Source organism: Nostoc sp. FACHB-152, from assembly GCF_014697475.1.
In the GTDB taxonomy this organism is placed as follows: domain Bacteria; phylum Cyanobacteriota; class Cyanobacteriia; order Cyanobacteriales; family Nostocaceae; genus Nostoc_B.
Genome location: NZ_JACJRV010000002.1, coordinates 156,888 through 170,676, shown reverse-complemented (window position 1 = coordinate 170,676; position 13,789 = coordinate 156,888). Strand labels below are relative to the sequence as shown.

Annotated in this window: 12 protein-coding genes; 6 read left to right on the top strand and 6 right to left on the bottom strand. The window is 39.5% G+C overall.

Going from position 1 to position 13,789, the window contains the following annotated elements; genetic code table 11:
- Positions 1-33 precede the first annotated feature (33 nt).
- Together H6G76_RS02865 and H6G76_RS02860 are read right to left on the bottom strand one after the other, a co-directional pair.
- Positions 34-396, bottom strand: coding sequence for a DUF4864 domain-containing protein (locus H6G76_RS02865; protein ID WP_190695109.1), 363 nt, complete (start codon positions 394-396; stop codon positions 34-36).
- 5 nt (positions 397-401) lie between these two features.
- On the bottom strand, positions 402-1,562 hold the full coding sequence (locus tag H6G76_RS02860) for an SGNH/GDSL hydrolase family protein (RefSeq protein WP_190695107.1): 1,161 nt from the start codon (positions 1,560-1,562) through the stop codon (positions 402-404).
- Between the two features lie 763 nt (positions 1,563-2,325).
- Here H6G76_RS02860 and H6G76_RS02855 point away from each other — a divergent pair.
- Complete coding sequence (locus H6G76_RS02855; RefSeq protein ID WP_190695105.1) at positions 2,326-2,520, top strand: hypothetical protein; 195 nt, start codon at positions 2,326-2,328, stop codon at positions 2,518-2,520.
- A 45-nt stretch (positions 2,521-2,565) separates the two neighbouring features.
- On the opposite strand, the gene H6G76_RS02850 is transcribed toward H6G76_RS02855, so the two are convergent.
- The 3 genes from H6G76_RS02850 to H6G76_RS02840 form a co-directional block, all read right to left on the bottom strand.
- Positions 2,566-3,471 (bottom strand): site-specific DNA-methyltransferase, encoded by a 906-nt coding sequence (locus tag H6G76_RS02850; protein ID WP_190695103.1) that lies wholly within the window; start codon positions 3,469-3,471, stop codon positions 2,566-2,568.
- Positions 3,472-3,666: 195 nt separating this feature from the next.
- Positions 3,667-4,719 carry a DUF6745 domain-containing protein gene (locus tag H6G76_RS02845; protein ID WP_242056296.1) on the bottom strand — a complete coding sequence of 351 codons (1,053 nt, stop codon included), beginning with the start codon at positions 4,717-4,719 and terminating at the stop codon, positions 3,667-3,669.
- Entirely contained in the window at positions 4,685-4,978 is a 294-nt protein-coding gene (locus H6G76_RS02840; RefSeq protein ID WP_190695101.1) for a hypothetical protein, read from the bottom strand. Before H6G76_RS02840 ends, H6G76_RS02845 begins: the two co-directional genes overlap by 35 nt.
- A gap of 457 nt (positions 4,979-5,435) precedes the next feature.
- On the opposite strand from H6G76_RS02840, the gene topA reads away from it, so the two are divergent.
- The 5 genes from topA to H6G76_RS02815 all read left to right on the top strand — a co-directional run bounded on the left by topA (position 5,436) and on the right by H6G76_RS02815 (position 12,845).
- Complete coding sequence (gene topA / locus H6G76_RS02835) at positions 5,436-8,081, top strand: type I DNA topoisomerase (protein WP_190695100.1); 2,646 nt, start codon at positions 5,436-5,438, stop codon at positions 8,079-8,081.
- 324 nt (positions 8,082-8,405) lie between these two features.
- Positions 8,406-8,504 (top strand): DNA topoisomerase I, encoded by a 99-nt coding sequence (locus H6G76_RS02830; RefSeq protein ID WP_162491113.1) that lies wholly within the window; start codon positions 8,406-8,408, stop codon positions 8,502-8,504.
- A gap of 23 nt (positions 8,505-8,527) precedes the next feature.
- A complete protein-coding gene (gene aroQ / locus H6G76_RS02825; protein WP_190695098.1) occupies positions 8,528-8,974 on the top strand; it encodes a type II 3-dehydroquinate dehydratase in 447 nt (148 codons plus the stop codon).
- A gap of 65 nt (positions 8,975-9,039) precedes the next feature.
- Positions 9,040-9,969, top strand: a complete 930-nt coding sequence (locus H6G76_RS02820) for an ADP-ribosylglycohydrolase family protein (protein ID WP_190695096.1) — start codon at positions 9,040-9,042, stop codon at positions 9,967-9,969.
- Positions 9,970-10,130: 161 nt separating this feature from the next.
- Positions 10,131-12,845, top strand: a complete 2,715-nt coding sequence (locus H6G76_RS02815) for an HD family phosphohydrolase (protein ID WP_190695093.1) — start codon at positions 10,131-10,133, stop codon at positions 12,843-12,845.
- On the opposite strand, the gene H6G76_RS02810 is transcribed toward H6G76_RS02815, so the two are convergent.
- Positions 12,838-13,707, bottom strand: coding sequence for a lysostaphin resistance A-like protein (locus tag H6G76_RS02810; protein ID WP_397333636.1), 870 nt, complete (start codon positions 13,705-13,707; stop codon positions 12,838-12,840). The genes H6G76_RS02815 and H6G76_RS02810 overlap by 8 nt on opposite strands.
- Between the last annotated feature and the right edge of the window lie 82 nt (positions 13,708-13,789).

Genomic DNA, 13,789 nt, shown 5'->3' with positions numbered 1-13,789 from the left:
TTTCGATATTTAACTGATTACTGTTTACTGACATTAAATAATTTCCGCTTCTACCGACACTAAAATACAGCCGTTGATTCTCCAAGTATCATCGGGTTGTTTTTCCATAAAATATAATGCCCTCAACGGCACGCCATGAGGACTCAGAAGTAACACAGGCTGAGTGATATTGTCTTGGACAGTGGTAATTTTTTCAAAAAAGACTGAACGAGGACGGTAAACTGCTGGGTAATTCAGCATTACCATCCGCAGAAAATTTTCTGCACTTTGAAACTGTTCTTGAATTGCTGGACTAGCAAAAGCAAAAGCTGCTTCAGCATCATCTTGTTGAAAGGCGGCTAATTGACTTTCAATGACAGTTCGGATGGCTATAGAATCTCTATCATTAACTATCATAAATTTTAATATTGCGATCGCAATCTTTCATTTTCACGCTGAGTAGCCTTAAACTCCACTTGTTCAAGAGCCGAGCGCCAAACATCATAACCCTCGTGCGATAAATGCAGTCCATCTGTCGTTAACTCTAGACGTAAATTACCTTCAGAATCGGTAAACCAACCGTGAATATTTAAATAATTAGCTCCCTCTCGTTGAGCAATCACAGCCAGTTGTGAATTAATTTGACGAATCCGACTATTAGAAATTTTTGTTAAGCGTGTTGGTAAAATTGATTGTACAAATATCTGAGTATTTGGGTGAGCCTGCCTTAAGTAGCGAATAATTTGGCGATGATTACGCAAAATAATTTCATCATCTATCCCTTTGCGTAAATCGTTAATTCCCGCCATCACATAAATAACTTCTGGTTTTGTTGCTGAAAATGCTTTTAATCTTTTTAAAATTCCACCAGAAGTATCACCTGATATACCTTGATTGAGCCAGAGTTTGCCACTAGGAAGTTTTTCTGGGGGAAACCACATACTTAAAGAATCGCCAACCATAATGCTCAAATAGTTATGGCCTTGTCCTTTAGTAACGGCTTTTGCTTCTAAAGCTAATAAATTTTTCCAATCTTCATAAGTTAGCTGGTTTTTTTTACTTAACTCCGAAGCCGATTGCGAATCATTATATATACGTGTATAAATTTGACCTGTTTTTAAAGCCGCTAGTCTTTGGTAATAAAGTTGATTACCTGATATCAGTGGTAAACTCGGTGTTTGAAGGCTACGCTCAAATAATGATTGGCTTGGTACTAAAAAACCTTGCTCAATATTTTCTGGCAATGATTCATTAGAATCAAGAATATTTTTTTCATCAATTCTTGACTGTACATTTTGTACAAGTTGTAAAACTTGACCACTAAATTGGGATGATGAGATATTAACACTTAAGTCAAATTTTGATTGCGCTTTTAAAGCTGATAGAGATTGATAACTAAATTCTGATGAGGATTTATTTATATTAGGAGAGTTTTTAATTTGTGCCGTTGAAAATGAATTATTTTGTGAATGCCACAGGGAACTAGAACTTACTGCCAGAATATTCGACAGATGTGTAAGAGCCGATGCTGGTATTACCAATCCTGTTAACAAGCTGGCTGTCAACAGATAATTGTTCCTCATCGCTTTATATTTCCTCATACTTAGTACTTTTCCTTATGACAGCATTAGTTACCTGTGTTCAGGATCAAATTTTGTAGTTAAACTATGATTTTTATGTAAATTTTGTAGTAATGTAAAGTATTTTATCAAGATTATATTGCGATTTTAAAATCTCTTTAAAGAAGCTTTTTCTCAAAAAAGGACATTCTCAGCTATGGAGATAAATTTGATCAAGCACTCATGAGAGTATGTGAACTATTGACTTGTGCAAATTTAAAGTCACACCAAGCTATAAAAACTCAAAGTTTTTTGGTTAACGTAATTGTATTGCTCCTAATTTTGCTATTTACATATACTTTACATTTTGACTTAAGTACTCAATATATTTACGGAACTTAGTTAAATTTATACTTAAGTATAGAATAATACTTGATTTTTGTTTATTCTACGGGTATGAGGACTACTATTTGACTAAAGTATTTTCTCTAAGTTTGTTATTGATGTAAAGTGAATAATTCAAATTCATGTCAAGGCTTACACGCGATCTCTATTTTATTACTGTGTTAAAAATGTATCTCCAAGCACGCTTGCGGATTTGCTAACTAAATACGGACACTGCAAAAATAACTAACAACAACGAGCAAAGTTATTTAAGTAAAATTACTTGTGTTTAAGTATGCATATACCCTCTTTTGAGAAATTAAATTGAATATAAGTTATCTACAAGAACTTAGAGGGAAATGCTAAGATTTAGGCGGTGTCTTGAATGATTTAAATTTGTTTTGTGGCTAGAGCAAGTACAGCGATCGGTGTTAGTCCGATTATTAAGGAGATTGTGCAAAAACAGGCACATTCAACTCGTTTAACTCTCAAAGAAGTCATCCTCATGGGGATGTTAGCGATTGATAAGCTTGACGATGAAAATCGTCAAGACTTGGCAGATCAGGTTCATAAGATGCAAGTGGATGGAGAGATTTAAGTAAAAATTCCTCAGTTTTTACTTTAAACTCTCAATTAGATTTGGCTACTCAACAAACCGACAACGACTCCCCGCAACATAATCCTGATTAATTTCAAAAGAAATCCATTGGCGATGTAAAGTCTCAGCAACAAAACCAGTTGTGTTTGAACCAGCAAATGGATCTAAAACCAGATCACCTTCATCAGTTAGGAATTTGATAAAAAATTCAGCAAACCCCTGAGGGAAACGCGCCGGATGGGGGTGAATTCCTAAAGCTTTACAGCGACGTAAATAAGCACTATTTGATTCTGTGTTGGGAATTTCTAGTAAATTCGGTGGAATTGCACCCTGATTATCTTTTTGAAATTTATCAGAGATTTCATGTCCACTAGGACGCATTTTAGCTTTATAACCAACTTTGAGTAATCGCTGCATACTTTGGCTATAAGGCTTTAAGACTTTTCTATTATCCGCTTTGGGATTTGGCGTTTTAGACAACCACCAAACCACATTAACTGCATCTTTGACCCTAACTCGCCTAATTGTCACCCACTCAGCCGGGGTAGGTAGTCGTGCTGGGTTGTAGTGATAAAATTCTTGCGCCAAAAAAAAGCCGACTTCCTTACATAATCTCACCAGTAATTCGTATTGATAAATACTCCGTACAGGATTACCAGGAAGATAAGCACCACCTAAATCTAAAATAAATGAGCCGTTATCTGTAAGAACCCTTTTAAATTCACAAGCAAAAGGCAGAAACCACTCGATATATTTTTCTGCACTTTCATTGCCATATTTTTTTTTGCGTATCAAAGCAAATGGTGGTGATGTCAAAATTAAGTTAACGCTGCTTTCTGGCAAAAATTTAATTAGTTGCAGACTATCACCTAAATAAATTGAGCCGTAATTTTGCGTGTAATAAGGTGTGAAATGATTAAGTTGTGTTGTATTTTCTGGTTCAGTTGCCAAGACTAATAAATATTAAAAACTATATTATTGATTAATTTAAAGTGGGTTACACAAATTTTTAAAACCCCTCTCCAAACCTCTCCCCTGCAAGGAGAGAGGCTTTAAAAGCTTATTTTCGCATTAAAAACTAATGATATTTAAGCCCCTCTCCGCGTCGGAGAGGGGTTGCGGAGAGGTTCAATAAATTTAAATCTTTCAGGTTTCTATTATAAAATCCTCTGGGTCAGTTTCCCCATTTACCCAGCGAATTGCTTCTCGTGCTGACACCATATTTGGTGGAACGCACAAGACATGAATAAATCCTGTACTTGGACAAGTCATTTTTAATAAATAGATGGGTTCAATATCAATATCACTATCAATTCTCAACAGGGTATATTCAGCCCAATTATCTAATTCAATAGCTTGTAAATCTTGGCAAATGCGACTGTAACCAATCCCTTGAATTAACACTCGTCGCAGTTCAGCATTGGTTTCTGTTAATAACCATTGAGCTTCCCATTGCTGAGGATGAATCTTACCGTATTTTTCAGGCAAGTTTACGCCATGATAAGAGTAAATGCTATATCCATCAGCAAATTGTATTGCAGGTTCCCCTTCGGCGTGGAGGCGGTTTTCGTTATCGAAGCGCAGATGAATCGGGCGATCGCATAAAATTGCTATATTTTCATCAGGGAAAATCCAACCACAATTTTTAATTAAATTTTGTAATATAACCCAATTTTGTTGAAAGCAATCACAATTTAACTCAGATATACCAAAATCAATAAAACGAACTTCCGCTATCAATAGTTCCGGCAATATGTAATTCAAGCTAAAAATATTAAGGTCTAATTGCAGTATAGACGGAGCATATATTGGTAATCTACTATCTATTAACTTGTAAATAATTTCTTTTTTAATAAAATTGACTAGTTCTTTACTCTGTAATTTAAATTCTATATGATTGCTTAACGGACTAAAAATTTTGTTTTCAATTCTGTAAGCATTTATATTAGAAATAGGCTTAACTAATTTCAGCGAAAATTCTTGTAAAGCTGCATAAGGGCTATCAAAAAATACAATCTCTGGTTCATCGAAGCCCATAAATTGATAAACAGCTTTCACAGCTTCAGCCGCTTTCTCTCTATCAATCCGTTCCGTAGAAAGCGCAGTCTTTCGCCACTTCTCTCGATAAACTGGAATCAAAGCCTCTTGCTCAGGCGTTAATTTTTCAATCAGCGACATATCGCCAACCTTCTGGCTCATACTCACGCTGAATTTTAACTACCCAGTTACCTTGAGGTATAGGAATTGCCTGATGTTCTTCATGAGTTAACAAGGCAGTCTCCGATAAAACACGCAGATACAGGCTACCATCCTGCTCATATAATTCTGCTTGTCCCTGACTAATTCGGTGCTTGTGTCCTGTGACTTCACCTTCTGCCAAAATTAAATCAAGCTTTTTTTGCCCGTCAACTTGCTGTACAGGTAGTAAAATGACATCACCTTGACGAATCGCTTTCATTGTCTTAACTCCTAGCAATCAGTAAGAAAATCTACTTCGCTTTTCATCTCAATTTTGATTTAATTTTGGCACAACCTAAAAAGTTACAGAGAGTAGCATACCAGTCAGGATAAATACGTAGTATCAATCTACGCTTACTATGTTTCTGTATTTTCTGTAGTTACAAAATATAAAAAGTACCGTATTAATACACTTGGGCAGTATTTTGCTAACTGTAGTCGCCAATTTGCCTGAGATAAGTTAAAGATTGAAATAGTTGGAAATTCACATCCAACCTTCTCCTATCCTATGCTTTAGGAAAGGCTACACCTGAAGTTTGGCGATTTTCGCACTAACAGGCAGTTTGTGTGAGGATTAAATCACAGCCTCCAAGCTCGAAATTTTATCTTGACATTTCACAAAAATTGCCCCAACTTGACTTTTTAGCTTGACAGCTATCTTTTTTTTTTAAATCTCCATGTCAACTCTCGTCATCGTCGAATCTCCCACAAAAGCTAAAACCATTCGTAACTACCTGCCAAAAGACTATCGGGTAGAAGCGTCTATGGGTCATGTCCGTGACCTACCCCAGTCAGCAAGTGAAATCCCTACGACTATCAAAGGGGAAAAATGGGCGCAGCTAGGGGTAAATGTGGATGCAGACTTTGAACCGGTGTATGTTGTCCCCAAAGACAAAAAGAAAGTTGTTACCCAGCTGAAAGATGCCCTGAAAGAGGCAACAGAACTCATTCTGGCAACTGACGAAGACCGGGAAGGAGAAAGCATCAGTTGGCATTTGTACCAGTTGCTCAAGCCCAAGGTTCCTACCAAGCGGATGGTGTTTCACGAAATCACCCAAGAGGCTATCAAAAAAGCTTTGAAAAACTGCCGCACTATCGATGAGCAGTTAGTACGCGCCCAAGAAACACGGCGGATTTTAGATCGGTTGGTGGGATATACACTCTCTCCCTTACTGTGGGAAAAAATCGCTTGGGGATTATCTGCTGGGCGAGTACAGTCGGTAGCAGTAAGGTTATTGGTGAACAAGGAACGCCAACGCCGCGCCTTCCATGAAGGAACGTATTGGGATTTAAAAGCTTACTTAGAGCAAGGAAAAGCCCCGTTTACATCTCAGTTAGTCACCTTGGGTGGTACGAAAGTCGCCAACGGTAGCGATTTCGATTCGGCAACGGGACAAATTGCGGCTGGGCGCAATGTCGTGTTACTCCAAGAAGCTGATGCTATAGCCCTGAAAGAACGGCTGGCGGGTAAAACTTGGAATGTAACAGATATTGAAGAACGCCCAGTGACGCGTAAACCTGCGCCACCGTTCACGACATCAACCCTGCAACAAGAATCGAACCGCAAACTACGGCTTTCGGCACGTGACACCATGCGGACTGCTCAAAGTTTGTACGAGCAAGGGTATATTACCTATATGCGTACAGACTCGGTGCATTTGTCAGAACAGGCGATCGCAGCTGCCCGTGACTGTGTAGAAAAACTTTACGGTAAGCAATATCTCAGCCCCCAACCCCGGCAGTACACCACCAAATCCAAAGGCGCGCAAGAAGCCCACGAAGCCATTCGCCCAGCTGGTAGCACCTTCCGCACGCCCCAAGAAACTGGGTTAAGCGGACGAGAACTAGCCCTCTACGACTTAATTTGGAAGCGTACCGTCGCCTGTCAAATGGCAGACTCCCGCCAAACTCAAATTACCGTGCAGTTGCAAGTCGAAGATGCAGGTTTTCGTTCTTCTGGTAAACGCATTGACTTTCCTGGTTACTTACGCGCCTACGTTGAAGGTTCAGACGATCCCGAAGCCGCACTAGAAGACCAAGAAATCATCTTGCCCAGCCTGAAAGTTGGGGATCATCCAAATTGTAAAGAACTGGAAGCAGTTGGTCACGAAACTCAACCACCAGCCCGATACACTGAAGCCACCTTGGTCAAAACCCTAGAAAGTGAAGGTATTGGTCGTCCTAGTACCTACGCCAGCATCATCGGCACAATCATCGATAAAGGTTATGCTCAATTAACGAATAATGCCTTAATTCCAACCTTCACAGCCTTTGCCGTCACTAGCTTACTAGAAAAACACTTTCCCGATATTGTCGATCCTGGCTTTACTTCTAAAATGGAGCAAACTTTAGATGATATTGCCGAAGGTGAAGTTAGCTGGCTACCTTACCTCAAGGAATTTTATCTGGGTGACAAAGGTTTAGAAACCCTAGTCAAAGAACAAAAAAGTCAAATTGATGTTACTAAGGCTAGAACCGTAGAGCTAGAAAATTTAGAAGCGAAAGTCCGCATTGGCAAATATGGGCCATACATCGAAGTCGAAAATGGTGAAGGTGTAGTTACAGCCTCTATTCCTAAAGATTTAACACCTGCTGACCTCGATCCTGAACAAGTCGAAGTTTTGTTGCGGCAAAAAACTACTGGCCCTGACGAACTCGGTCGTCATCCCGAAACAGGTGAGCCAATTTATATCAAAATTGGGACTTACGGCCCTTATGTCCAATTGGGCGACAAAACAGAAGAAAATCCTAAACCAAAACAAGCCTCAATTCCCAAAAACTTGCCAAAGGAAAATGTCACTTTAGAAATAGCTGTTGGTCTTTTGGCCCTTCCGCGTACCTTGGGAACTCATCCAGCTACGGCTGGCAGAATTCAAGCAAGTATTGGCCCCTACGGCCCTTACGTAGTTCACGACCAAGGCAAGGAAGGCAAAGATTACCGTTCTTTAAAAGCTACTGATAATGTCTTAACAATTTCTTTAGAACGAGCTTTAGAAATATTATCAGAACCTAAAAAAGGTCGGAGTTCTACTAACAGCAAATCCAAAGCAGCCTTACGCGAATTGGGTTCCCATCCCGAAGACGATTCACCTGTGAATATTTACGATGGCCCTTATGGCCCTTACATCAAGCATGGTAAGACTAACGTAAGTGTTCCAGAAGGGCAATCGGTAGAAGATATGACACTATCTAAGGCTCTGGAGTTGTTAGCTAGTAAAGCATCGTCATCTAAATCTACTCGCAAGACAAGCAAAACAACTAGCTCACGCACTAAATCAACTGCTAAGTCAACCAAAACAACTGCTAAAAAAAATGATGGGTAATACTTAATTAATGTCACAAGTCAAGGGTCAAAAGTGTTAGAACATTTGACCAATGACTATTGACTATTGATACAATATAACCTTCCATCCCTAGAAGCAGTTCATTAGGTTATTGATGTGATACTCTAAAAAGTAAGGGAAATCACAACAGAAAACTTTCCAAATGGCTAATACCAAAAATAAAAAATTTTGGATCAGCCAAGTTAGCAGCCAAACGTGTAATATTAAGCCAATTTCCGCGTAGCTGTTAATTGCAAGAGGTAGTATCTCAGGAGCGGTCAGTTCATGGACTATATAGAAAAGGTACTGGAAAAGCTGAAGGAAATGGCACGCAAGCTGATTGAAGCCCTGCTAGGGCCAGAAGCCGAGCCGGAACCGGAACTGATTCCGATTCCAGTCAATGAACGCTCCCGTCGTCGCTAAATCTAAAGGGACTGAATTTGAGGGTGCAATCTTTAAGCATTTTGGTACTGCATGGGCCAAACCTGAATTTGCTGGGACAGCGAGAGCCTGGGATTTATGGTGCGCTAACTTTGGCGGAAATCAATCGCTTGTTGCAAGAAAAAGCAGACCAGGTAGAGGCGAGTATTTTTGCCATGCAGTCCAATCATGAAGGGGTTTTAGTAGATGCAATTCATGAAGCTTTGGGAAAGCACCAAGGCATCTTAATTAATGCTGGAGCATATACACATACTAGTGTGGCGTTAAGAGATGCGATCGCAGCAGTTAATTTACCTACAGTAGAAGTACACCTGAGCAATATTTACCGTCGGGAAGATTTTCGTCATCATTCTTATATAGCTCCTGTAGTTATAGGACAAATCAGTGGTTTTGGCGCACAAAGTTATCTGTTAGGTTTACAAGCTTTAGTGCATCATTTGAAGAGTCAATAGTCAATTGTCAATGGTCATTTGTATTTTGTAACTATCCTAGCCCCTAGTCTTAAGTCCCTGAATATATGCGCTATTCACTTGTCAGCCGGTTTAGAGGAACTTTACTAGGAACTTTACTAGGTACTAATTTAGCCATAACTAGAGAACAACAAGCTGAAAGTTTCTCCCAAGCGGGTAAATTAATGCTATTGGGTGCTAAAAGCCTGCTGGAGTTAGGCAAATTAGATTTAAATGATTGGCAACAGCGTCAGCAACAAATACTACCTGACTTAAATACAAGTAATAAAGTTACTTTAAGATTAATCATTGCCACCTTACCAGTGGCACTTTTTGTTCATGAACATCCGCAAAAATTGCGCCAAAAACTGTTGGAAGCTTCCCAAATTTGGAGTGATGATTTAGTTGTACGGGATGGAGTATTAGCTATAGGATATGCGATCGCTCAATCTTTAACTGAAAAACTTGATTCTCAAACTCTTATCCCCCAAATAAATGCTTTTATTGGTGAGACACCAACATCATTACCACAAAAATTATTACAAGTTAATGATTTGTTAGCTCAATATGCTGGGTTAGATAAAGCAGCTGCTGAGTTAAGTACTCAAGATAAAACAAGTAGTGCGATCGCAATGGCATTCTACTACTTTCTTAGTACTTTAGAAGACTTTCGCCTGACACTCTTACGGGCGACTCAGCATCAAAGGCTGTTAGATTCCCAAATTATAGGTGCGATCGCAGGAGCATTATCTGGGGCTTACAACAGTACAGCAGGGATTCCTCCCCAATGGAAGGTTCTGTCCTCATCAACAGATTCTGCGGCTGAGGAACGGCTCAATTTTTTGCAAGTGTTAGAATTGGCTGATGCACTTGTGGCTGTGTGGTCGGGAGTATATAGTCTGTCTCTACATTCTAGGCACAGCCAGCTAGAAGGATGTATGATGCCTAACCAACAAGTTTCTGCCTTTGCCGCGCCTCGCGTCATTCGTTCTCGTTAATGCTGTGCCACTATTGATCAGTAAGAAATCTATTAATTTTTTCACAAATTATTTCTGTAGACAGATATCTTAGGTTATCCTTGCTAACTATTTCTGAACACAGCTTAAACTTTTCTTAGGATTGTCTTGTTTTGAGCTATCAAAGTAAGCAACCACAGGTGATGAAAAAGCAGCATTTGTTTAAGAATTTAACCCAGAAGTTGAGTTACTGGCGAGGTTACATTGTATGCCGAACTGAAAAATTCCTGGCTAAGAAAAATCAAAATAGCTATAGCTGCCGTGGTAACTCTGAAAATAACATACTCGGCAATTTACGGCTGTGTTTGTTAAAAATTACTAATGACAGCAAACACCAAAAACGAGCAACGGTATCCAGATCAATGGCAAAATCGGTTAAAACTCATGGTGGAATTAATACAGTCGTTTTAGGCTGGATACACAAAAAACGTTCCTCAGTTGTGTTTGCGATCGCCGTAATATCTCTGACAGGATTACTAGGCCATAAGCTATATAACCAACCAGAATTACAAATAAGTACTCCCTCACCCCAGACGTTTAAAGCACCTTACTCTACTAGTCTTGAAGATAAACAACAAACTGAAGCTCGACGTAAAGCTGTTAGAGGAAAATCTGTAACAGTATTAATGGTCGATACCAACACGACTAAGAAAATTGAACAAAATTTGCAGGAAATTATAGCTCAAGGTAACGAAATTCGGAATGCTATTGGCTCTTTTCCTTTTTTTGATATCTCAGTTCTGTCAGTGAGTACCCAACAGTATTTGCGCGCTTGTTCTGATTTAGAATGGCAAGCACTCTTACTAGGTTTAGAGAATACGATTAAACAAAAACTAGGGCTTTTACAAGGTAAGCAAACTAGTACCGATCAACAAAAACCAGGGCAAGAAAAATTTAGAAAAAGTTATACTTCTCAATATCTTTCTTTATTACGATTATCGACGGATTCCGACAATTTAATTCTGCCCAAGTTATCTAAAGAAGTGCAATTTGTTGAAGTACCCGAAAACAATAGCTTTAAGCAAGCGTTAGCAGAGCTAGACGCTTACCGTATGAGTACCTCTGTGCAGAACTTAAATTCGTTATTAGAGCAAATATCTCAAGTACGCAAAGCATATTCTCAAGCTAAATCGCAACTTTCCCAGTTAGAAAATAAGAATCCAGAGACAGTTTACAAAGAAACTGTGATTTTAGATTTATCTGATGATGATTGGACAACTACGCACACAGCAGTTCGTCAAATAGCCGAGCGCATTCTGACTCAAGGAATCCCAGAAGGCTTACCGCCTGATGTTTTAGAGAATGCAGTGAATCTACACGTGCAAGCTGCTATCCCAAATGATGCTGAAGCTTTGGCGAATAAGCTGTTATTGAAAGTCCTAGAACCAAATTTAAAAAAAGATGAAGAAAAAACCCGACAGCAGGCACAGCAAGCCGCAGAAGGAGTTTTACCAGTAATAGTGCCACTTAAGCGAGGTGAGGTGATTGTTTATAAAGAGCAAAAAATTACTCCTTGGCAGTTTGAGGTGTTGGAACACTATCAACTAATTCGTCGGGAAAATAACTGGCAAGGGTTAGGAAAGTTAGCAGTTTTAGTTACCGGCGCAATTGGAATTTTCATTTGGATAGAAAAGCGAAATAAGTATGGGTTGCGACAACGTGATCATCTTTTGGTATTGCTGTTGGCACTGAGTACACCAGGAGCGATCGCAATGGGTATCGTTCACACTAGTTGGAGTGCCGTTGGTTTATTGTTAGGAAGTTTTTACGGGCGAACTTTGGGTGCAACTGTAGTCGGATTACTCTTTTTGGTTATACCTATAAGTTTAGAAATCAGTAAGATCTCCCTAATAGCTGGTGCAGCTGGCGGGATATTAGCTAGTTGTATAGCTCAAAGACTGCGATCGCGTGAAGAACTAGCACTATTAGGTGTAGCTATTGCTGCCACTCAAGGCAGTGTTTACTTGATTTTAAATCTCTTGAGTGGGGCAGCATTTGGTGCAAGTTGGTATTTAGTTTTTCAAGAAGCCGGGTTATTCACTCTGTCAGGTTTAGCTTGGAGTATCGTAGCTTTGGGTGTCAGCCCCTATCTAGAAAAGCTGTTTGATTTAGTCACTCCAATTCGGTTAGCAGAACTGGCGAACCCTAATCGCCCTTTATTAAAAAGACTGGCTACCGAAACCCCAGGAACTTTCCAACATACATTATTTGTGGCTACCCTTGCTGAAGCGGCCGCTAAACAACTAGGATGCAATGTCGAACTAGTCAGGGCTGGAACTCTTTACCACGACATTGGCAAGATGCATGATCCGCTAGGTTTCATTGAAAATCAAATGGGCGGGCCAAATAAACATGAAACCGAAATTCAAGACCCTTGGAAAAGTGCAGAAATCATCAAAAAGCACGTCAGCGAAGGGTTAGCGATGGCACGCAAACACCTGTTACCAAAAGCAATTCAAGCGTTTATTCCTGAACATCAAGGTACAATGCTGATTGCTTATTTTTATCACCAAGCACAGCAGCAAGCCCAAGCAGACCCCAATTTAAAAGTAGACGAAGCTGATTTCCGTTATGATGGGCCAATTCCCCAATCACGAGAAACGGGAATTGTCATGTTAGCAGATGCTTGTGAAGCCGCATTGCGATCGCTCAAAGATGTCACACCTGAACAAGCTTTAACTACACTGAATAATATTCTCCGTGCCAGATGGCAAGACAATCAACTTGTAGACTCAGGGTTAACACGCGATGAAATGTCACAAATTGCTCAAATTTTTGTAGAAGTTTGGCAGCAATTCCATCACAAACGCATTGCTTACCCTAAGTTAAAGACTAGTAATGAGAAACTGATTAAATAGTCTGTGACATCCACCAAAGAATTAATGCAGTTCCGACAACGCAAATAATCCCTGCTACGCCAGCTAGGGGTTTATTGTACTTACCTGTGTACCACACTGAAACTTTACCTGTGTAAGTTATCAGTTGGGCTGTATCTATACTAGCGATCGTCCATACTAATGCTGTGTGAAGCCCCCAGGCAATACCTAAACTACCCTTATCTGCAATCCTGGCCATAACTAACATCATGCCCATCAGCCACAGTCCAGGTATTTGTGGTGTAGTTTCCTGCTGTTCCCAAACCAAATGCAACAAAGCAAAAATAGAGCTAGAAATTACCGCAGCTAACCAAAGCGGATAATCCCGTTCTAATTCAGTTAACAAAAAACCACGAAAAACTAACTCTTCTATACCACCGACTAATAAAGCTACTAATAAAATCGGCAGCAAGATAGATGGCAGTAATTTGAGATTAGACTTTTCAAAATTACACCAACCCAACCATAATTGCGCCAAAAACATTAAGCTGAGGCTGAATAGTCCCACACTAAAGCCCAGCCCTAACCCTTTTAGTAGAGAAAGATTAACTATTAAGCCATAATTAGCAAAAGACCGTTTATATAAGTAAATAACTCCCCAAAGTACTAAGGGAGCTAATAAATAAAGTGAAACAAGTAAAGGTAACTTTTGCTCTGGTTGTAAAGGTTTGCTAGGTTCCCAATGAAGAAAAACAGCTGATATAGCTGCTAAGGGAATCCAACATCCTACCCAGCTAATAAAAAAAGCCATCAATACAACAGGTACTGATGCATTTTCCATAAATGACAGTGGGATGTTGGCTGATGGCTGAATAAAATTTTTCCAAATAAATAAAAAAAACACGCTAGACCGCTTGCACAATAAATTTTAGGTTTCTTGTCAAGACTCTACTAAAACTTGTAGCTTTAGCCACTTATCTAATCGT